Here is a 20,133-nt window from a genome sequence, read left to right as displayed (position 1 = left end):
TCCTAGCGTCTATTCGCAACGCACCGCTCGTCAGTCGAAACCGATCATGGCTTTGGTCTCGAGATACTCCTCGAGCCCGAAGACACCCATCTCTCGTCCATTACCGGAACGCTTATAGCCGCCCATCGGCGCTTCGGTGTTGCTTGTCGCACCGTTGAGAAAGACACGGCCCGCCTGAAGTTGACGGCCGACGAAACCACCTCGTTCCCGATTAGATGAGAACACGTAAGCGCCTAAACCATACGGCGTTCCATTCGCGATCTCGATGGCTTCTTCCTCCGTCCGATAAGGAATGACGGCAAGCACAGGACCGAATATTTCTTCCTGCGCGATGCGCATCTGTGGCGTCACGCTGGAGAATATGGTGGGCTTCACAAAGTAACCGCGTTCAAGTCCGTCCGGACGACCGACGCCGCCAACGCGAACGGTGGCGCCCTCCTCGATTCCAATCCTGATGTAGTCCTGCACTCGCTCGAATTGCAGCTTGTTGACCACTGGGCCCATGGTCACCTGCGGGTCGAGCGGGTTCCCCACTTTCACTGCCTTCGCTTCTTCCTGAAGCAATGCCAACAGTTCATCTTCTTGGCTGGCGTGAACCAGGATGCGCGTGGGCGCATGGCATGACTGACCGGAATTCGAAAATGCGCGTGTGACGTTCCATTTGGCCGCGGCGCGTAAGTCAGCATCGTCGAGAATCACGTTCGCCGATTTTCCCCCTAGCTCCTGCGCAACCCGCTTGACCGAGGGCGCGGCCGCTTCCGCGATCAAGACCCCGGCTCTGGTGGACCCGGTGAACGACACCATGTCGATGTCCATGTGCTTGCTAATAGCATTGCCTACAATGGGGCCGTCGCCAAGCACGAGGTTGAAGACGCCCTTCGGGACGCCCGCTTCGTGAAGCACTTCCGTGAGGTGGATCGCACTCAACGGAGTGAACTCACTCGGCTTGAGAACCACCGTGCAGCCGACAGCCAGCGCATAGGCGAGCTTGGTTGCGAGAAGCTGAAGAGGCCAGTTCCATGCGGTGATCAGGCCGCACACGCCAATAGGTTCGCGACGAACCGTGTTGGGCCCCAGGCGGTACTCGAACTCGTAATCCCTGAGCGTTGCCAGTGCTTGCTTGAAAGAGCCGAGCGCGGCCGGTGCATGAATGTTCTGCGAAATCGGCGTACCCAGTTCAAGCGTGACAACTTCCGCGAGCTCATGCTCGCGGCGAACGAAGCGGTCGATGATGGCTTCGAGGAGTTCGATGCGCTCGCCCTTCGATGTCCTGCTGAACGAGGCTAGGGCAGCGCGCGCGGCCTTCACCGCCAGATTGACGTCTTGCGCGCCGGCCAACGTAACACTTGCGATCGGTTCCTCGGTGGCAGGGTTCACCAAGGTCCATTCGCTACGGCTAAGCGGAGAAACCCATTCGCCATTGATATAGCACTTCTCGTACGATCGCATATGCTCTCCTGTTTGATTTAGTCGGCCACGTCTCGCTTGGCGTCGCCTTGTAAAGTGTGTGCTTGGCTTGATTGCGGCCCGTGGACCAAGCGCTATTCGCGCCTAAGCGCCGAGATTCATGGCAGGCCGCCTGCGCTCTGGCGGAAAGACACACCAGCTCCCGTCTGCGTGGCGAAAGAAGATGAACGCTATGGGACGGTCGTCCGCTGGGCCTTCAACACGCACGAACCTGTATTGCTCGTTGCGACCGTGGCTGAACTGCGTGACGCGTATTCCGTTCGCCACTCCAATCCACTTATCGACGAGCGTGCGTAACGATGTTCCCGAAAGGCTCACTGCTGTCTCCTGCTCTACGTCGACGCCGAAGCGCCTGGCCATCAGCCGCATCCAAAGCGACGATGATAGAAGTTTGAAATCGCACAGACGTTGGGTCAAGTCAGCTATTATGGTGCCCTGGTAAGCGGCGCTAACCGACACGAAGAATCATGAGCGTCATGCTGAGACAACGCCCGCGCCCGTTGAAGCTCCAGTCTTCTGACAGGCCGAGTTGAAGGAGACACAATAGAGATGGAACTTCGGCATCTTCGATATTTCATTGCGGCCGCAGAAGAAGAGCACTTTGGACGGGCCGCCGTGCGATTACACATCACCCGACCCGCCGTCTCGCAGATCATCGCCGACCTAGAAGGCGAACTCGGAACACCACTTTTCGAACGGCTCGCGCACACGGTAAAGCTCACTGCGGCCGGGCGCACGCTGTTGCCCCAGCTCGTGCGGGTCATGGACGATTTGAACGAAGCGATCATCCTGACCAAACGTGTTGGACATGGCATGACAGGGACGCTGCGTATCGGATACGGATCGCTGACTCTGATGCATTCGATCTTTCGCGCCGCAGTCAAGCAATTCCGCGAGACGTATCCGGAGATCAGTCTTTCGCTGGTCGAACTCTCGACCTCACTACAACCTAAGGCTCTCGCAGCGGGTAAGATCGACGCCGGCTTCATGCACTTGGGGCCAAGTCCGCATCCAGGCAAGCGGCGCACCGAGATCAACATTGAGCGGGAAGGCATCGTTCTTGATTCGCTGTGCATCCAGACCGGCCACTTAGGTGTCGCGGTTTCAAACGACCATCGATTAGCGCGGAGGAAGTCGCTTACGCTCGCCGATCTCGCTGACGAAGGGTTCGTAGTCGACCCAAAGTCCAGCAGTAGTCTGAGCTATGGGCAGTTGCATGCTTTCTGCCAGGCAGCCGGGTTCGAGCCGAACATCGTCCAGGAGGTGAGCACGATCGCCTCGCAACTCAACCTTATTTCCGTCGGCATGGGCATCGGATTGGCGGTCATGGGCAAGAACTTCCAGTATCCGAGCGACCTGACGGTCATCCCACTGACGAACCTGGACTATTCAACTCGCTTTATCTTCGGATGGGTACGCAGGCAGAACGATCCGATTTTGGACAAAATGATCGAGATCGTGAATAACCTGTCGAAGTAGTCGGGTTGGCGTTGTAGGGCGCGACGCAGCTGGGGCCTTCAATCTCGCCCCAGCGCGCACGTTCTCTCAGCGTTGCAACACTTCCGGATTGATCATATTGGACTTTAACGTGCCGTTCAGCGCGCTGATGAGGTTCTCGGCAGCGTTCTTGTTCATTGCGCGTCGCGTCTCATGTGTGGCGGATCCGATATGCGGCAACGTCACCACGTTGTTCATCTTCAGGAGCGGCGACTCAACCGAGAGCGGCTCTTCCAGATAGACATCGAGCCCTGCGCCGGCAATGGTGCCGTCTTTGAGCGCCTCGACGAGCGCCGCTTCGTCGACGATCTGCCCGCGCGACGCATTGATCAAAAACGCGCTGCGCTTCATCGCCTTCAGTTGCGGCGTGCCGATCAGGTTGCGCGTCTCCGCGGTCAAGGGCGGCTGTAACAACACGAAGTCGGACGTGCTGAGAAGTTCCTCCAGTTCCACCTTTCTCGCTCCGTACTCGCGTTCAGCGCGCTCGTTGACGCCGTGGCCTACGTACAGAACCTTCATCTCGAAGCCCAAGGCAGCGCGCCGGGCGACCGACGTTCCTATACGGCCCAGTCCAACGATACCCAGCGTCTTGTGATGAACATCCACGCCAAACTTATCCTCCCCGATTTTCTTGGTCCACTTTCCAGCCTTCACGAACGCATCGAGTTCGGCGAGGCGCCGGGCCGTGAGCAGGACCAGCGAAAACGCAGTGTCGGCGGTCGACTCCGTAAGGACATCCGGCGTATTGGTCAGCAAGATGCCGCGTTGATTCAGATAGTCGATATCGAAGGCATCGAATCCCACCGATACGGTGGATAACACCTTCAGACGTGTCGCGCCCGCGAGCGTTTCCGCGTTCATCTTCACGCCGGTTCCGATGGCGCCGTCAGCGTCCTTGAGCGCGTCGATTAGCGCGTTTGGCTGCTTCGGATCGACGATTGCAACATCGGCGTGAGAACGCAGGTACTCAATCGTTTCCTCGGGCAGCGGCTTATAAACTACGATTTTGTTCATTAACAAGATCCTTGAAGGACAGCAGTCAGAGGTCGCGCATCATCGCGGCCTTGGCGCTTGCTCCGCTTACCAGAAACGAGATGTCGGTGCCAGTCGAGACATATCGCGCGCCCATTTCCACGAACTGCGCGACGAGGTTCGGATGAGCATTGAGGCCGCCGACACCGAGATGCTTTCCGTGCTTTCGACATGCGGCAATGCCCTTCGTGTAAGCATCGCGCACGCTCTCATGCTCGAACTGACCCGCAATGCCAAGCGATGCGCACAGGTCGTTGGTCCCGATGAAGAGCAGGTCCACGCCTTCGATCGCGGCAATCTCGTCAATCACGTCGAGCGCTTCCTTTGTCTCGATCATGATGACGACCATCGTCGCGTCGTTGACCGCCTCACCCACTTCGGAAGTCGGAAACGAGCGAAAGCCCATGTGCGGCAGCACGCCGCCGTGAGAGCGTTCGCCCAGCGGCGGAAACTTGGCCGCACGAACGACCTGCCTCGCCTGCTCGGCGGTCTCGACATGCGGCGCAATGACCCCCAGCGCGCCACCGTCCAGAATGCGGGCGATCACATCCGACGTGAGATTCGGCAGGCGAACGAATGGCGCGATACCTGCGTTCATGGCCGAGATACAGATTTGGCTCGTCGTTTCCATCGACAGCGTGCTGTGCTCAAGGTCAATGTAAAACGTATCGAAACCCGCAGTTTTGGCAATCGTTACGATCTCAGCCGTTCTGACCAGTCGAACCGTCATGGAGAGCGCCACTTCATCGCGCGCCAGTTTCTCCTTGACGACGTTTCTAACTAGTTCCCGCGCGGTTACTTTCATGTTGTCCCCTCGAGTACACAAGAAGCGCTTGCGCGCTTTCCGTTTAGCGCATGTTGGCGAGTGCTCGCTTGAGCGCTGCGACACCGCTTTGCGGGCTGGATAGCACAGGGATGCGCACGCCCTGCAACTGCGGAACGAGTCGCGCCATTGAAGCCTGCGCCAGCACGACCACGTCGACCTGCTCCGTCAGAGCCGAGATCGTGCCCTTCACGATCTCGTCATGTTTCGCGGCGTCGCCACTGAGCAGCGCCTCGAACGCGCCTTCCGCGATCCGCTCCGTCACGTCAATCGTGCGGCCTAGTTCGGCCGCCTTTTTCTTGATCAGTCGCACGGTCGGTTCGAGCGTCGTCGAAACAGTTGCGACGACGCCGATTCGGCGGCCAATCGAGCTCGCTTCCTCGGCCATCGCCTCATCGATTTTGACGATCGGGGTTGTAACGAAGTGGCGGACGTAGTCAACTGCTTCGCCAACCGAGGAGCATGCGTTCAAAATAATGTCGGCATGCATCGCTTGTGCATTGGACATGTATGAGTTGATTCGACTGGCAACTTCGGGCGTCAGATGCCCGGCAGTTCGTACATCGGCAAGCAAGCTGTCGTCAATAATATTTATGACGCGCGCCTCAGGAATTTGCTCGCTGATTTGCTCCTTGATTGGCTGAACTGTAACCGGCCCGGTGTGAATTACGGCAATCGTAGTCATAGCCTAAGAGGGTTCCGTATAAGAGCAACGTTAGACGATATGCTTTGTTCGACGCAGTAGCGTCAGAATGTTGGCATCACGATACGGAAGAATTCCGTTTCCTCTACCGCCCTGAGCGGCACAGGACCTTCGTTCGCGTCGAACTCAAACGCCGAGTGAAGACCGTACTCTTTGCCTTCAAAGCTGACCTTGCCCTTACTCAAAAAGAGCAACTCGATGGACGGTTGCAACCCTGCGGGAAACGACGCCCCGGCTTCCACCTTCACAAAACCGATTCGTGTATTGCGTTCCGTAAACGAGCCGAGCCATTTTGAAAAGACGCCATTCGTCGGTTCTGGAATCCAGGCATAATTCGCCGGGTTCATCAGTACAAGGTCGTTGTATCGCGGCTGAGCATATTCCAGCTTGCGACCCATCACTTGTTCGAAGCAGGCCTCAAATCCGTCTTGGTTATGCTTCTTGCCCGACTCGTCATACCAAGTGTAGATACCGTCCTTAAATTCGCCTTTGGTTTTGAGCAACTGATTCGCCGCCTCACGCTCTTCGACGCTGACGAATCCGTACCCTTGCGCGCCACCTAACTGGCAGACCATCATCTCCAAGCCTTCGGGACGGTCTTGCGGTCCGTAGTACACGCTTTCTGGGAAGTACCCAACCCAACCTTCGGGCATGCTCTTACCCTGTCCGTACGGGAAGCTGCCTTTGATGACGTAGCGAATCTGATCGAAGTTGTGACGGTGACTTGGCGCTGTCCAGCCGCCGGCGCCCGTCCGGCCAACATTAATCAAATAATTGTTGGGAGAGCCGGGCTTTCCTTGCAACAAGAACTTCTGCTCAAGGACCCCTTCCCGCATGTTGCTTCCAATCCTGCCGAAGTCTGTCGACGACGCTTCTGATACTCGCATTTGATCCTCCTTACGGTCATTACATGCCCGCGTTTCATTGCGGATGCGCCCGACGGCGCTAATTCAAATTCGTTGGAACCATTAGGATTCCTGCGTTCGATACACATTTCCCGTTGCGCTGACGAATAACACCGCTTCACGCGGTTCATTCCCTGCTATGACCTTTCGGCTACGGCTCGCAGTACGTCAGTAGCGTCACCGACAGCTTCGAGCCGACGGATCATTCGCTCAGCCTTTTCGATGCCGGCATCCGACGGAGCCACGGCCGCAACGGATGCGCAACTTGCAAACTTCTCGGAGAGATGCTTCCAGGTAAGTGGTGCTTCGGGGCTGCCAGGAACCTTGCTTCCGAGCCGCTCGAACACCTGGCCGTCTTTCGTCGCAATCTCGATTCGGCCGTCAGGCAGCTTGAACGTCCAGTTCTGGCTCGGGTCCTGTACTGGCGTCACCTTGGACGCCATCGCGAGCACATCGGGATCTTTCAGCGCTTTCACAGTGAAATCGGCTATGTCCATTTTTCCCCTGCTCGCCGCAATGCCCACGATGAACGGCAAGCTCATCTTTGCATCGACGAGCGTGGCCGGCGCGCGGCGGACGTCGAGCGGCGTGCACATGGTGTACGTGAAATCGCCAACATAGGTCCGAATCGTCTCGATGTCTTTCGCAGCGATCTGCTTCTCCTTCATCAACTCGATGACGGCGTGAATATAGGTATGGGAATTCCCGACTGCGGGCCATGCCTTATAGAGCGTCGTGCTTCCGAGAAACTGCTCCCCTAGCCCGTCAAGCATCTTCTCGCGATCGTACTTCCCGCCGAAATAAACGTTGAATATCCCGGCTTTTCCTTCGAACAACGTGTCTATGCCCGTAATGCCTTTCTGCGCGAGCAAGGCGGCAATGACGACACCCTTCGCAGTGAATCCGGCGTACATGCCACGCAAGTCACTGCCGGTTGCGAAGATCACTTCCATCGTCCCGCACGACTGCTGGCTCGCGATACCGAACGCATGTGAGGTCTGCCTGGCGGACAGTCCGAGTATATGAGCCGCGGACGCCGTTGCGGAGAATGCGCCGACCATCGACGACAGGTTCCAGTTCTGATTCCAGCCGACATTGCAACGCAGGCGTGCGAAAAGATCCTGCCCGATGGCGACGGCGGTGATGATCTTTTTGCCCGACACCCCACCCATGCGTTCGGCTAATGCAAAAACGGACGGCACGATCGAGCTCGCTGCGTGTGCGCCCCACGGAGTTTGGTCGTCGAAGTCCAGACAGTGAGCCATCGAACCGTTAGCAAATGCTGCGGAAATTGCCGGCAGTTTGCCGCCGAAACCGAGGACCGTGCTCTCTGCGCTTCCGCCGCTTTGTTCGAGCAGTTCTACCAACGCTTTCACCGCAGGCTCCATACCACTCGCAGCCAATGTCACGCCCAAGGTGTCGAGAATAGTCTTCTTCGCAGATTCGATTGCGTCGTCGGGCAGATCTTCGTAGCGTGTATTCGCTGCGAAGTCGGCAAAGTGATGGCAGAGGTCCAGTTCGTCTTTCATGAAGGAGTTGCTCGGTAACCAGGGCTTATCGTCGTTTTGATTCTGCGCGTCGCACTTGTTTAAGTACAGTTCGTTTTACCCGCCAGCTTGGTAAGTTTCGCTGACTTCAGCGCGCATCAAGTCATTGAAGCGTACTTGATGTTCTGAAACGCCCGAAGGCCTTCGATGCCGCCTTCTGAAAACATCCCGCTCTCTTTATGACCGCCGAATGGCGTTTCCGGATAAGTGACGCGCCAGCCGTTGCAGATAACATTGCCCGCTTCGAGGTCATGCACCGCGCGGTGGAGAGTTTCGAATTCGCGCGCATGCACGTAAGCGCCGAGGCCGTAGGGCAGTCGGTTCGACAAGGCTATTGCTTGATCATAGGTATCAAACGGCGTCAATGCCGCGATCGGGCCAAATGGCTCGGCGTTTGACAGCTTCGCTTCAACGGTCGCATCGGCAACAATAGTGGGTTCGTAGAAGAACCCCGGGCGATCGATCCTCTTACCGCCGGTGGTTATGCTCAGCCCGCGCTGCTTGGCATCGGCAACGAGATCCTCGATTGCTTTGAGACCTCTTTCGCTTTTCAGTGGCCCCATCTGCGTCGTTGAATCAAAGCCGCACCCCACGACGATCTGCTTCGCCTCCGCGGTCATAGCGTCCACAACATCCGCGTAGATTGAGCGTTGCACATAGAAGCGTGTCGGGGCGAAACAGACCTGTCCCGAGTTGGCGAACTTGGCGGCAACCGCGCGTTTGGCGAATGTTTGAACGTCAATACCCTCGAAAGCCAACACGGGTCCGTGACCGCCTAACTCCATGATCGGACGCTTCATGTGTGCGACGGCCTGTTGCGACAGCAACTTCCCAACGGCGGTCGAACCGGTAAACGTAACGGCACGCACCACAGGACTTCCGAGCAACTTGTTGGACATCATCACGGGTTCGCCTGCAAGCACCGACAGCACGCCAGTTGGCAGACCGCATTCGTACACAATCTGGCCTAGCGCGAACGCGCATGCCGGTACCTCTTCGGAAGCGCGAAGCACGATCGAACAGCCCGCGCCCAGAGCGCCTGACATCTTTCGTGAGGGCGTAACTAGCGGCCCATTCCAGGTGACGAAGGCGGCAACAGGACCCACAGGTTCAACAAGCGCCATCTGGCGCGCGTTTAATTCTCTTGACGGTATGACGCGTCCGTACGCGCGTCTACCCTCCTCAGCCGCCCACTCCCACATCCCAGCCGCCACTTCGACCTCTCCAAGCGCCTCATTCCACGGCTTACCTAACTCCAGGACCAAGAGTTCAGCGAGGGCTTCCGCTCGCTCGCGCATACGATCCGCAACGCGCCGCATAAGTTTGCTGCGCTCGAACGCAGATGTATTTCGCCAGGTGTCGAAACCCTTGCTCGTCGCAGCAAGCGCTTCATCAACGTCGCCTTCCGTCGCCATCGGCACAGGACCGAGAGCCAAGCCAGTCGTGGGATCAATGACATTCAAGGACGGTTGACCGCTTGCGTATCTCATCTTACCTGCGATGAGCTGGCCCAACTTCGGATACCGTCTGGCCGCTTCTGCTCTGGTAGTGCTCATTCGATTCCCTATTATCTATATTCCTGTGGAGCGACTGGCAATTACGACCGCCGGGACTACATCAAGAACACGCCTTTGCCGCCGCTTTGACGGTTAAAGACTTGATAAGCTTCTTGCGCTTGATCCAAGCGCCAACGGTCGGTGAACAATGCGTCGAGATTGAGTCCCCGGTCTACGACGAAGTCGGCACATGCCCGCTGTCCCTGGACCGACATCGTCCACGACGTCAGAATGCGAACTTGAGTGCGTAGATACTTGGCCAGCGACAGGCTGAATTCCGAGCCGATCCCGACCAGACACACGGTTCCCCAAGGGCTTACTGAGTCAAGTGCGTCCCGATTTGCCGCAGCAGCTCCCGATGTTTCCAACGCAACGCTTACGCCTTTACCACCGGTCAGCTCCCGAATTGCCTCGGCAACCGGTCCGTCGAGGGGATTGATCACCGCATCGGCGCCGAATTCTTTTGCCGTTTTGCGGCGACTTTCATCGATATCAAGTGCGATGACGCGAGCGCCTTGAGCCTTTGCAAGCATCGTTGCGGATAGACCCACGGGTCCCTGACCAAACACCGCAACGGTATCGCGGCCAGATAGGTCGATGCGCTCAAATGCGCCCCAGGCTGTACCGGTTCCACACGAGATGGCGGCGCCTGCCTCGAAGCTGAGCCGCTCATTCAGCGGAACGAGCGTATCGGCCCGAACTTTCATGTAGGGAGCGTGTGCGCCATGAGCGTCCGTTCCATACACCGTGATCGGTGCGGTACGGCACATCTGAGGCCATCCCGAACGGCAGTCCGGGCAACCCATGCATCCGCTGTAGTGATGCACCATCACACGTGCGCCAATCCGTGCATGAGGTCCAACCGCGCCCGGGCCGACTGCGACGACCACTCCACACGGCTCATGACCGGCAATGACCGGCGGAACTTCTCCAGCCGGACGACGATACCAGTGCAGGTCGCTTCCGCACATCCCGGAAGCCTTGATTTCGAGAACAACTTCGCCGACGCCCGGGGTTGGATCCGGAAAGGTTGCAAGTTCGAGAGTAGAGCCACCGCGAAAGACAATACCGCGCATGTCCGGATTTCCTCTTCAGTGTTTAGCCGTCAATTTAATGCAGACAACTCACTCTGTAGTTACTAGTAAGCCCTATGAGCGCCCTCGCCGGCGCGCCCAATGCATTGCCTGATACGTCGCAATCTCGTCGTTTGTTAGCGTCGAGTCGCGGTCGACGCGAGCGCAGTCTCCGCCTCAGGCAATTCCTCAGGCTCCAATGCCTCGAGAGATTGTTGATTGGTCTCGATACCAGCCACCATGATCAGAATCGCGATGAAGATATATGCTCCAGAGATGGCGAAAACAACGCCGGAGATTCCGAAGCGGTTGAATAACTCAAGCACGATGAAGGGCGAACCAATCAAACCAAGTCGTCCAAACATTTGAGCCACGCCGCCCCCACGGAATCTATATTCCGTCGGAAACATTTCTGGTGTCATACCCAGACCGAGGGTCAGGAATATTGCCACTGACGATACGAGCAGGAAGCCGCACGAGATGATCGCTGTTGCCGATGTGAGGAACGGGTAGATCGCTCCCAGGCAAGCACACACGCCCGCAAAGACCATGATCGCAGTACGTCGTCCCATCTTGTCCGAGACGTACGAAAGGAACAGCGGTCCCGCAATCCAGCCGCCCATCATTGCCGCCGTGAAGCCCAGCGAATGGGTCACGCTCATACCTTGCTTGACAAAGAACGTTGGCATCCATCCGGTGAGACTATACGATCCAAACAGACAGACAACGTTGACCACGATAGCAAGCAAGGTACGCCGGATGACGGTCCTCGAGAAAAGCGTGGAAAGTGGTACCCAATGCGGCTCTTTGGCCGGCGCTGTCGCTTGCGGAGCAGACGAAAGCGGCGTCGTGACGCCGGCGTCCTTTTCGATCGCCCGCATAATCTCCTCCGCCTCAGCATGGCGACCCACACGCTCCAACCAACGGGGTGACTCGGGGAGGTGACGACGCATCCACCAGACCCAAAGGGTACCGATACCGCCAATCACGAACATTGGGCGCCATCCGATCCAAGGAACAACCAATGTTGCGACCACTGCAGTAACGAAGACACCCGAGCCTCCAATTAGCGCGAGTTTGCCCAGGTATCTGCCGCGATGCGACGGAGGAACAAATTCAATGATGAGGCCGTACCCCATGACGTACTCAGCACCCATCCCAATGCCCATAATGAAGCGAGCAGCGATGAGCCACGGCATCGATGGGGCGAGTGCCGACACAAGCGCCATTCCACCGAAGATCGCAAGGTTGAACTGGTAAGCGAAGCGGCGTCCAAACTTGTCGCTCAACCAGCCTGCGAGTGCTGCACCAATTGTCAGGCCGACGAACGTTGAAGACATGAAAACGGAATTCAGCTGCAACGTTGACCAGCCGCTTTTGAGCATTGCGGCAAGGACCGAACTTGAAAGCGTATTATCGAATGAGTCAAAAAACATACCCATTCCGATTAGCCATAAGACGCGCGTATGGAAAGGGCCGATCGGAAGGCGATCAAGCCGCGCACCAGCATTCACTCTATTGCTCATCCGAAGTCCCCTGATAAGACACCACACTAGTCACTCGCATAGAAGCTCATCACTACGCCGCGCGGGAGAGTGTTACCGCAGTCGCCGGTGTTGAACGCCCACGCAGCGCACGGCTGCTTGCCGATAGCTGCTGTTGATGCGCACATCAGGACGAATAAAACTTCGCCTTCTGGCGAATGAGAGACTGCCTCGGTACAAACTCGTTGGTGGCACCGAGCCTCTTTGACATCTCGCTCCGCACGAGATAGCGCTTTGAGGCTTGACTGTTGTCCGGAAAGCGTCCCCGATCAACAGCAGATTGGCGCGGCACACGCCACCATTGCGGTGGACGGGCTCATAGAAAGTTGTCTCCGTGCCTATTCGGCTAATAGCCATCTTGTGAGGCTAGTTTGCGCTGTGAACTCCGCCGCGTACAGTTGATTATTCTTCTTAGTGGGTAAGCTAAGCTAACCGCCGACGCATCCAGTCTCCGATGCGCAGAATTCCATACGGTTTAAGTGCGGATCTACCGGTGGTCCCTCGGTGGGACTTGCTGTCCTTGTCCTGTTGTCGTTTGCTGAAGTACCAGGTTGAACTAGATCTGACAAATTGTGAGACGGTTGTCTTGCTCAACATCCTGCATTTCTGTGGCAAGTGAATCAGCTGCCTTTCCGGGCGTAGCTGGGCGAGGCGCAGTTTTCTCGCCACTCTGCGGCGCACGTCTTTGAAACACACGCCGAAGCCCCGAATTCCTTCACGCGCGTTCAGAGGTGGCCCCGTTCGTTCGGACAGTTTTTTCGATTATATTCATCCCGGGGATAGTGACCGCGCATACGACCCGCAGTCGGCAGGGTTCTGGCAGACTGGTCTGCTCGCGTGTGCATGCGATCCAACGTCAAGAGTTATGGAATGGACGCTTTCGGACCCGGCATCAGTGCGCTTAAGCACCCCAGCGGCAGCAAGAACGTGCTCCTTGGGATCAGCGCGGACGTACCTACCCGTACATTGCTGATCCACGGCCGCGCGCTAAGGTGCATCGGCATCTTCTATCCACTGCCTACCATTCTGCCATCGCTTTCCCGCGGGCCTCTGCTTAAATCAGACCGCTGCTTACTCCGTTGGCATCCATGGGTCAGCGGTTCACCCCCGTGTCAGAATACTTGTCGCTCCAATAGAATCAATGAACCGGGGGCGATGATGAGAAAACGAATTGGCAAAATACGGACAAGCATTCAAGGACAGAGCGGTTGCGCGGTTGCTGCCGCCGGAGAGCGCGGCGTTGGAGGACGTTGCACGTGAGGTTGGCGTGGGAGTGGGGACGCTGGAGCGCTGGCGCAGTGATGCGCTGTCCAGGCCCGCTCGCGAGCGGGCCTGGACGGCGGCGGCCCGATTTGACGCCGTGCTGACGGCCGCTGCGACGGACGAGGCTGCCAAGAGCGCATGGTGCCGCGCCAACGGTGTGTATCCGCACGAGCTGGCTTCCTGGCGGCAAAGCGCCACGCAGGCGCTGGCCGAGCCCGAGGAGGCGCGTGCCAGCCCGCAGCAGACGCAGCAGGACCGACGTCGCATCAAGGAACTCGAGCGCGAGCTGCGGCGCAAGGACCGTGCGTTGGCTGAGACGGCGGCGCTGCTGGTGCTATCAAAAAAAGTCGCGACGATCTTCAGCACGGGCGAGGACGAATGATCGACCTCGAAGATCGCCAGTCGATGGCCCGCGACATCCACACCGCGCACAAGGCCGGCGCACGGCTGCGCCTGGCCTCCCAGACGGCCGGCATCGACGTGCGCACCCTGCAGCGCTGGAATGCCGGCGAAGGCCTCGTATCGGGCGATGGAAGACCTCATGCGGTACGCCCGCAACCTTCCCATGCGCTAAGCGCCGACGAGCGTGCCGAGGTGCTGCGGGTGGCCAACGAGCCGCGCTTCGCCGATATGCCTCTTGCGCGCATCGTGCCAATGCTGGCCGACCAAGGCGTGTATATCGCCAGCGAATCCACCTTCGCCCGCGTGCTGCGCGAGCACGGACAAACTGCACATCGGGGCCGGGCGAAAGCGCCCAAGGCTGGCCGACCGCCGACCACGCACATCGCTTGCGCAACACGCGAAGTCTCGTGCTGGGATATGACGTACTTGCCCGCCGAGGTCGTCGGTCAATGGTTTTACCTGTACCTGATCCTGCACCTGTACAGCCGCAAGATCGTCGGATGGGAGGTGCACGAGGGCGACGATGCCACCGTCGATGCGGGGTTGACGGATATCGTCGAAGAACGTTATGACGCGGGCGTTCGGTTCGGCGATCAGATCGCGAAGAATATGGCGGCGGTTCCCATCTCGCCGGACATTCGCATGTCGATCGTCGGCACGCCTTCCTATCTGTCGAAACATTCGCCGCTGAAACTGCCTGCCGGCCTGAGCGAACATAGCTGCATCAATACGCGCTTTTCGAGTCGCGCTGGTGTGTACGCCTGGGAACTCAGCAAAGGCAAACGCAAGGTGCAGATTCGAGTGGACGGCCCGTGGACGTTCAATTCCACTTATCTCGTGCTCGACGCGGCGCTGAGCGGCGCCGGATTGGCTTACGTGCCGGAACAACTCGCCATTCCTCATCTGGCCAGCGGCCGGCTTGTATCCGTTCTGAAGGATTGGTGTCCCACCTTTCCCGGGCTCCATATCTACTATACGAGCCGTCAGGTGTCGCCTGCGCTCTCCCTAATTGTCGAGACGCTTCGGCATCGGCGTTAGATTGCTCACCCCTACTGCGGCACACCGAACTTTCATTTATTAACTCAGTTCGTGACGGCTTGCTGTTTAAAGGTCTTTATCGCTAGATCCTGTCCGCCTATCATCATCTCTATTTGGCAACAATCGCAGCCCGCTCAGGCGCCGCTGCCCCACATGGAGATAAGGATGGACTATAGATATTTGGGCCGCAGCGCCCTCAAAGTTTCGCCGCTGTGTCTGGGCGCGATGATGTTCGGCGGCGAAGCGGACGATACGACTTCGCGCCGGATCATCGACAAGGCTTTCGATCGGGGCGTGAATTTCATTGACACCGCCGACGTTTATCACGCGGGACGATCCGAAGAAACTGTCGGCCGCGCGATTGCCGCGCATCGCGATGACTGGGTCATTGCAACCAAGTTTGGCTATCCGGCGTCGGCCAGTGCGCGTCCCAACGAACAGGGCCAGTCGCGCAAATGGATCTACCAGACGGTCGATGCGAGCCTGAAGCGCCTAGGGACCGACTACATCGACGTTCTCTACTTCCATCGTTCGCTAAACGACGCGCCTCTGGAAGAAGGCGTGCGAGCCATCGGCGACCTCATTCGTCAGGGTAAGGTGCGCTATTTCGGTCTTTCCAACTTCCGCGCATGGCGCATTGCGGAAGTTGTGCGGCTGGCCGATCAACTCGGCATCGATCGCCCTGTTGCGATCGAGCCGGTCTACAACATGGTCGACCGCACGGCCGAGGTGGAGTTGATGCCCGCTGCCGGGCATTACGGGATTGGCGTCGTGCCCTACAGCCCGCTTGCTCGCGGTGTGCTGACCGGCAAATACGCACCCGACGAAGCACCGCCGGCCGACTCGCGTGCGGGCCGCGGTGACAAGCGCATCCAGCAGACCGAGTGGCGACCGGAATCGCTCGCCATCGCGCAGAAAGTCGCGGCGCACGCAGCCGAACGCGGGACGACTTCGATCGCCTTTGCCATTGCCTGGGTATTGCAGAACAGGCTTGTGAGTTCTGCAATCGCCGGTCCGCGCACGGAAGCGCATTGGGACAGCTATATGGACGCATTATCCCTGCAGCTCGGCCCGGACGACGAGAAGTTTATCGACAGTCTGGTTCCTCCGGGTCACGCTTCGACGCCGGGTTACACAGATCCCAACTATCCGGTCGAAGGACGGCGGGTGACTTAGCCGTGCTGGCAGCACAGAACTGGAGCCGTGCCGCGACGACGTGAATCCTCAGGGAGATCTGAAACCTGAATGCGTAACCTTTAGAGGCCCGGCCTGCGGAGGAGCACGCCGACAGAGAATCCCTGTGTTTAGCCGGCCCCGATTGCGGCTTAAGCCGTGAGCCAAAGCGACATGTCGCGGTCTTGCACTCCCCTTACATCGGCGTGCGCAGAGCCGAACGTGTCCTAGCCAACATAAAGATCAGACAATAACAGCTAGGCTTCGCTCTTCACCGCAAGCTACGCTGCCCGCATGGACCACTATTTCACGACGCAGCAAGGCGCCATCCGACGACTCATGGGGCTCATGCGCGGCGCGACGGGCACATCCGGTCCGTCGATCGTCGTCGGCAAAAGAAAGGACGGCGCCGAAGTCAATGGCATCTCCGAAGTCTTGTCCGGCGTCCGCGCAGGCCGGATCGCAAGCTTCTTTCATTCGAGTCCGACGGACAGGCATGTCGTCTTCGTCACCTGAGCCGTCGAAGGCGTTAGCGAATAGCCAGCCACACAGACACATCGCTCATCCTCGCGCTGGTGCCAACATGGTTCCCCGACAGTGAAGCGAGCCGCAGCAACATCGGTACAGCTTCTTCAGCGACGGCGTCCGACGCCCCTCGACGAAAGCCGATAGTCAATGAACAATTCTTCGCCCGGCTCGATATCGCGCAGCGCGTGAAAGAACACTCGGCTGCCCTGCTGCTCGGATTCACAGTTCGGCTCGCAACTGTGGTTCACCCAACGGGCCGAATTGCCTCCTTGTGCGCCGTCGATCACCCGGCCGTCATCGAGATCGAAGAAAAACGTGTGCCCGTCCTCCGCCGCTGAGCGCTCATAGCGACGTTGCGCCTCCTTCCAGGCGACGAGTTCGCCTTTGTACTCAAGGATGGTTTCGCCGGCAGACATTTGAGTGACCGCGAAAACACCGCGCCCATGAACCGGCGAGGTGCGAACAGTAAAGCGACGCATTGACATCTTTCCAACGTTGCACTGAAGGGACGCATCGACGACAGAAGCCGGCACTTGGCATAATGGCACAACGCAGCCAACTTCTACGCTATGCCTTCATCGACCGGCCGCCGTCGTTCGAAGCGAAAACCGTCTCGCGGGACGCTCGCCCGCTATCGAGATCGAATCGTCGAGATCCTGGGCGATGCCCGCGGACAGCGCGTCATGATTCGGTCGATTCACCCCGATGGGCGCGAGCGCTTGACGGCCGTGAAGCTGGCTAATCTGCTACCGCTCGAAAGCCAATTGTTCTGAGCCGGCCGTTGCGCCTTCGCCTCAGGACGCGTTGACCGCGTCCTTGAATGCCTTACCGGCCGTGAATTTGACTGTCTTTGCGGCGGCGATGTCGACTGCTTCGCCGGTTTGCGGGTTGCGGCCCGTGCGCGCCGCACGCTCGCCGCGCCCGAAGGTGCCGAAGCCGATCAACTGCACGGCATGGCCCGCGGACACCTCCGTCAAGACCGTCGCCAACACGGCGTTGATCGACTCTTCGGCGGCGCTCTTGCTGGTTCCGGTCTGCGACGCGACCGCTTCGAGCAGTTCTTGCTTGTTCATCGAGATTTCCTCTTTCTGGACCGACCGCCATCTTACCGAACCACGCCGGTCGGGGTGCGGTACCTGAATCAAGCCTATATGCGAGTGCGAGGCTGCGCCACTTCGTTCAAGTGAAAAAAAAGCCACCAGCTGGCGGCTTTCCAAACTCGCAAACGACCACGCGCCCGGATCGTACAACGGACGGGGTGAACGCGATCTCAATCCCGCGTAGTAGGCGGTGAGTTCGGGACCTCGATCGACAATCGCCAGCGTGGCGACGCCGATATCCAGCACATACGCGGCGGCGGTCGCAAAGATCGTCACAGCCGCTCGGCCGCTGAACACGGGAGTTTCACGCCGTGACTCAGCGTAGGTCGAACACAAGCGTCCAACGGGTTAGAAGGCGGGCGCAGGTGCACCGCCAAACGGTTAAAGTCGGAGAGCGGCATTAATCCAGAACTCTGGACGATCCATGGCGCACCACATGCGTGGGCGGGCGGCTGCCCGCGGGGAAGTTGCACTGATCCCGCCGGACCCGACGCCAGCACCGAGATGGTGCGCTTCTTTCTTGAGCATCCGCGACGCCATTGAGGCGCCCGCTTTTGTCTGTGGCCTGCCAGCGGGTCGCTCGTCTCGTCGCCTGACGATATGAAGCGCGACTAAGCTTGAACCCACCGCACAGCACTGCCGCGACGTCCGCCATCGATCACACGTCCATCGTAACGATCGGAAAAAACGTGTGCCGATATTCGTCGTCGGAGCATTGGCCGGACCGGAGACCACGGACAGTAGCAGGTAGCATATGTAGTGCCGGTCGCGAACCCGCTGCACGAATGTTATAAAGTGAGCCACCAGACATACGCGATAACCATTTCCCGGGCCGCGGATTGCGCACGTCGATCACCGCACGGCGGATTGCCACAAAAGCGCGCATGTCCCGCCCGTATAGGTTTCGGCGAATCAAACCGCAACACTGCCTCGTCTATAATCGAAGGACTACTGTTTCAATTACCGGGGAGCCCTAGTTCATGAGTCAAGCGCACGGGCGGTACTCGGGATCTCGAGACAACGGCCAGCGTCAAGCGCGCCACGTTAAGAAAACGCCGCCCAACCGACAAGCCCAAGGATACGTGAAAGGACCTCCTGCTCGAGACCCCGTTCAGACTGCTTCCATTTTTAAGACGCGATCGTTTCAGTTACTGGTCGATGCGGTGGGTGCAGAGAATATTGCGTTGGGACTGGATTCGAACCTGACGCGAGTGGCGGAACTGATTAAGGGCGAGCGTTTCACGCCCGAGACAGCCTTTCACATGGAAACCACGCTTGGGTTGCCGCGCGGATTTTTTGATCATCCCAATCCTGTGCTCGCACCCGAGACCATCGCTCGTTTGAAATCGCCATTGGACTTTGTTCAACCGGATGACGAACCAGAGGTAGTCTCCGAAACGTTCAGGCCGGCTTCCATCCCCGAGGTCAATCAACAGCCATTATTTGAAGATCGTTTGCCAGAGAAACCGGAAATGCCAAAGAAAGCAACTGACGGATCGCCAACGGTCGTCCAGAAGAGTAGAAATGCGGCTGTGCAGCCAGGCGCTCGCACCTCTCTAAAAGACGCGACTGCGAACGTCAAGACTTCTGCGAAGGCGAGCCCGCAGCAACCGCTGGCCTTAAATGACAGCGAAGCTGTTCGGAATATTCGGCGGGCCAACCTTCACGTTCTCACGACCCGCAAGGGATCCAAAGTGACCCTTGGCGTGGTCATGGGGCTTACGGGGTCCAATATGGCCCATCGGCTATACGGCAAGAAACGCATGGACGATGCGGAAGCGAATCGCTTCACGGAGCGCCTGGGTTTGCCAACCGGATGGCTGGACACTCAACGCTCGGAGGCAGAGATCCCAGAACCCGTGTCCCGTTTGCTTCTTCCTACTTCGCGCGGCAAGGCATCCGACGACGAACAACGACCGAGCACGCGTGCCGATGATAGCCCACCTGACTCAGGAGGTGTCTCGCACGAGGAAGAGGCGACTGTCGTTAGCCACCAAGATCATGCAAGCGCCCCCATCGCTGAGCTTGCCAGTCCCTCAGTTCGAGAAAGCGACGTTTCGCTCCCGGCAACGCTCGAGCAGAATCCAGGCGCTGCAGCCCCGCAGCTTCACCCGATGCAGCGCCCCTTCACTTCCGTGACCAGCCCGGAAAATCTCGACGGTATCGAACCGATAGCGGAGGCACTGATCAAGACGCTGGCAGGCAAAGCACGTATTGGCCGGCTGGACGAGTTGAAAGCCTTGGAGCTGTTGCAGCAACCGGTGTCGCTTTGAGTCGGTGAGTCGATGTCGGGTGTGAAAGCACAATAGCCCGCTACCACCGCGCGAGGAGAGTCGCGCTTCGAAAAACCACCGTTACGCGCGCACGAGAAAGTCGTCCCGATTCTTGTCGACAATCCAATGCGGCGCCCGTCCTCGACCGCTCCACGTGGCGCCGCTTTGCAAATCACGATACTTCGGCACAGCGGCCGCCGTGACGTTTT

The 20,133-nt window shown here is 58.5% G+C and carries 16 protein-coding genes and 3 pseudogenes; 7 read left to right on the top strand and 12 right to left on the bottom strand.

The annotated features are described in order from the left end of the window. Nucleotides 1-30: 30 nt before the first annotated feature. On the bottom strand, nt 31-1,449 hold the full coding sequence (locus tag AWB81_RS27570; RefSeq protein ID WP_062639693.1) for an aldehyde dehydrogenase family protein: 1,419 nt from the start codon (nt 1,447-1,449) through the stop codon (nt 31-33). A gap of 567 nt (nt 1,450-2,016) precedes the next feature. On the opposite strand from AWB81_RS27570, the gene AWB81_RS27560 reads away from it, so the two are divergent. Then, complete coding sequence (locus tag AWB81_RS27560; protein ID WP_062639692.1) at nt 2,017-2,946, top strand: LysR substrate-binding domain-containing protein; 930 nt, start codon at nt 2,017-2,019, stop codon at nt 2,944-2,946. A gap of 66 nt (nt 2,947-3,012) precedes the next feature. Here the strand turns inward: AWB81_RS27560 and AWB81_RS27555 are convergent, their stop codons facing one another. The 8 genes from AWB81_RS27555 to AWB81_RS27520 all read right to left on the bottom strand — a co-directional run bounded on the left by AWB81_RS27555 (nt 3,013) and on the right by AWB81_RS27520 (nt 12,129). After that, entirely contained in the window at nt 3,013-3,978 is a 966-nt protein-coding gene (locus AWB81_RS27555; protein ID WP_062639691.1) for a 2-hydroxyacid dehydrogenase, read from the bottom strand. Nucleotides 3,979-4,003: 25 nt separating this feature from the next. Beyond that, nucleotides 4,004-4,801, bottom strand: a complete 798-nt coding sequence (locus tag AWB81_RS27550; RefSeq protein ID WP_062639690.1) for an HpcH/HpaI aldolase family protein — start codon at nt 4,799-4,801, stop codon at nt 4,004-4,006. Nucleotides 4,802-4,844: 43 nt separating this feature from the next. Then, nucleotides 4,845-5,504, bottom strand: a complete 660-nt coding sequence (locus AWB81_RS27545; protein ID WP_062639689.1) for an aspartate/glutamate racemase family protein — start codon at nt 5,502-5,504, stop codon at nt 4,845-4,847. A gap of 62 nt (nt 5,505-5,566) precedes the next feature. After that, complete coding sequence (locus AWB81_RS27540) at nt 5,567-6,409, bottom strand: hypothetical protein (RefSeq protein ID WP_035942065.1); 843 nt, start codon at nt 6,407-6,409, stop codon at nt 5,567-5,569. 155 nt (nt 6,410-6,564) lie between these two features. Next, entirely contained in the window at nt 6,565-7,956 is a 1,392-nt protein-coding gene (locus AWB81_RS27535) for an MmgE/PrpD family protein (protein ID WP_062639688.1), read from the bottom strand. A 116-nt stretch (nt 7,957-8,072) separates the two neighbouring features. Next, nucleotides 8,073-9,530: an NAD-dependent succinate-semialdehyde dehydrogenase gene (locus AWB81_RS27530; protein ID WP_062639687.1), complete on the bottom strand. Its 1,458-nt coding sequence runs from the start codon at nt 9,528-9,530 to the stop codon at nt 8,073-8,075. 56 nt (nt 9,531-9,586) lie between these two features. Continuing rightward, nucleotides 9,587-10,606: a zinc-dependent alcohol dehydrogenase family protein gene (locus AWB81_RS27525; RefSeq protein WP_062639686.1), complete on the bottom strand. Its 1,020-nt coding sequence runs from the start codon at nt 10,604-10,606 to the stop codon at nt 9,587-9,589. Between the two features lie 134 nt (nt 10,607-10,740). Next, entirely contained in the window at nt 10,741-12,129 is a 1,389-nt protein-coding gene (locus AWB81_RS27520) for an MFS transporter (protein WP_062639685.1), read from the bottom strand. Between the two features lie 1,189 nt (nt 12,130-13,318). On the opposite strand from AWB81_RS27520, the pseudogene AWB81_RS47010 reads away from it, so the two are divergent. From AWB81_RS47010 to AWB81_RS27505, 4 genes and pseudogenes are all read left to right on the top strand, one after another. After that, nucleotides 13,319-14,340: pseudogene (locus AWB81_RS47010) on the top strand (transposase family protein); the annotation flags it as partial. Continuing rightward, complete coding sequence (locus tag AWB81_RS46480) at nt 14,320-14,850, top strand: LysR substrate-binding domain-containing protein (protein WP_235023467.1); 531 nt, start codon at nt 14,320-14,322, stop codon at nt 14,848-14,850. The pseudogene AWB81_RS47010 and the gene AWB81_RS46480, both read left to right, overlap by 21 nt. A 165-nt stretch (nt 14,851-15,015) precedes the next feature. Continuing rightward, the gene (locus tag AWB81_RS27510) at nt 15,016-16,026 is read left to right on the top strand and encodes an aldo/keto reductase (RefSeq protein ID WP_062639684.1); all 1,011 of its coding nucleotides are present in this window, start codon (nt 15,016-15,018) and stop codon (nt 16,024-16,026) included. Nucleotides 16,027-16,317: 291 nt separating this feature from the next. Continuing rightward, complete coding sequence (locus AWB81_RS27505; RefSeq protein ID WP_062639683.1) at nt 16,318-16,539, top strand: hypothetical protein; 222 nt, start codon at nt 16,318-16,320, stop codon at nt 16,537-16,539. A 45-nt stretch (nt 16,540-16,584) separates the two neighbouring features. On the opposite strand, the pseudogene AWB81_RS27500 reads toward AWB81_RS27505, so the two are convergent. Then, nucleotides 16,585-17,030 (bottom strand): annotated as a pseudogene (locus AWB81_RS27500) (SET domain-containing protein). A gap of 315 nt (nt 17,031-17,345) precedes the next feature. After that, entirely contained in the window at nt 17,346-17,624 is a 279-nt protein-coding gene (locus tag AWB81_RS27490) for an HU family DNA-binding protein (protein ID WP_062639707.1), read from the bottom strand. Nucleotides 17,625-18,005: 381 nt separating this feature from the next. Here AWB81_RS27490 and AWB81_RS47005 point away from each other — a divergent pair. Both AWB81_RS47005 and AWB81_RS27480 read left to right on the top strand, forming a co-directional pair. After that, a pseudogene (locus AWB81_RS47005) lies at nt 18,006-18,194 on the top strand (extracellular catalytic domain type 1 short-chain-length polyhydroxyalkanoate depolymerase); the annotation flags it as partial. A gap of 437 nt (nt 18,195-18,631) precedes the next feature. Continuing rightward, nucleotides 18,632-19,924 carry a hypothetical protein gene (locus AWB81_RS27480; RefSeq protein WP_062639682.1) on the top strand — a complete coding sequence of 431 codons (1,293 nt, stop codon included), beginning with the start codon at nt 18,632-18,634 and terminating at the stop codon, nt 19,922-19,924. Nucleotides 19,925-20,005: 81 nt separating this feature from the next. On the opposite strand, the gene AWB81_RS27475 is transcribed toward AWB81_RS27480, so the two are convergent. Beyond that, nucleotides 20,006-20,133, bottom strand: a 128-nt coding sequence (locus AWB81_RS27475; RefSeq protein ID WP_159938946.1) for an H-NS family nucleoid-associated regulatory protein, incomplete at its 5' end; no start/stop codon positions are given.

This window comes from Caballeronia arationis (assembly GCF_001544975.2).
Classification (GTDB): Bacteria; Pseudomonadota; Gammaproteobacteria; order Burkholderiales; family Burkholderiaceae; genus Caballeronia; species Caballeronia arationis.
This window is presented reverse-complemented; position numbering and strand designations above follow the sequence as displayed.

Bases quoted from the DNA above. Each gene is read 5' to 3' on its own strand.
- AWB81_RS27530 (WP_062639687.1), bottom strand. From the start codon at position 9,530: ATGAGCACTACCAGAGCAGAAGCGGCCAGACGGTATCCGAAGTTGGGC.
- AWB81_RS27520 (WP_062639685.1), bottom strand. From the start codon at position 12,129: ATGAGCAATAGAGTGAATGCTGGTGCGCGGCTTGATCGCCTTCCGATC.
- AWB81_RS27505 (WP_062639683.1), top strand. From the start codon at position 16,318: ATGGACCACTATTTCACGACGCAGCAAGGCGCCATCCGACGACTCATG.
- AWB81_RS27490 (WP_062639707.1), bottom strand. From the start codon at position 17,624: ATGAACAAGCAAGAACTGCTCGAAGCGGTCGCGTCGCAGACCGGAACC.
- AWB81_RS27560 (WP_062639692.1), top strand. From the start codon at position 2,017: ATGGAACTTCGGCATCTTCGATATTTCATTGCGGCCGCAGAAGAAGAG.
- AWB81_RS27510 (WP_062639684.1), top strand. From the start codon at position 15,016: ATGGACTATAGATATTTGGGCCGCAGCGCCCTCAAAGTTTCGCCGCTG.
- AWB81_RS27545 (WP_062639689.1), bottom strand. From the start codon at position 5,504: ATGACTACGATTGCCGTAATTCACACCGGGCCGGTTACAGTTCAGCCA.
- AWB81_RS27525 (WP_062639686.1), bottom strand. From the start codon at position 10,606: ATGCGCGGTATTGTCTTTCGCGGTGGCTCTACTCTCGAACTTGCAACC.
- AWB81_RS27480 (WP_062639682.1), top strand. From the start codon at position 18,632: ATGAGTCAAGCGCACGGGCGGTACTCGGGATCTCGAGACAACGGCCAG.
- AWB81_RS27540 (WP_035942065.1), bottom strand. From the start codon at position 6,409: ATGCGAGTATCAGAAGCGTCGTCGACAGACTTCGGCAGGATTGGAAGC.
- AWB81_RS27570 (WP_062639693.1), bottom strand. From the start codon at position 1,449: ATGCGATCGTACGAGAAGTGCTATATCAATGGCGAATGGGTTTCTCCG.
- AWB81_RS27555 (WP_062639691.1), bottom strand. From the start codon at position 3,978: ATGAACAAAATCGTAGTTTATAAGCCGCTGCCCGAGGAAACGATTGAG.
- AWB81_RS27550 (WP_062639690.1), bottom strand. From the start codon at position 4,801: ATGAAAGTAACCGCGCGGGAACTAGTTAGAAACGTCGTCAAGGAGAAA.
- AWB81_RS27535 (WP_062639688.1), bottom strand. From the start codon at position 7,956: ATGAAAGACGAACTGGACCTCTGCCATCACTTTGCCGACTTCGCAGCG.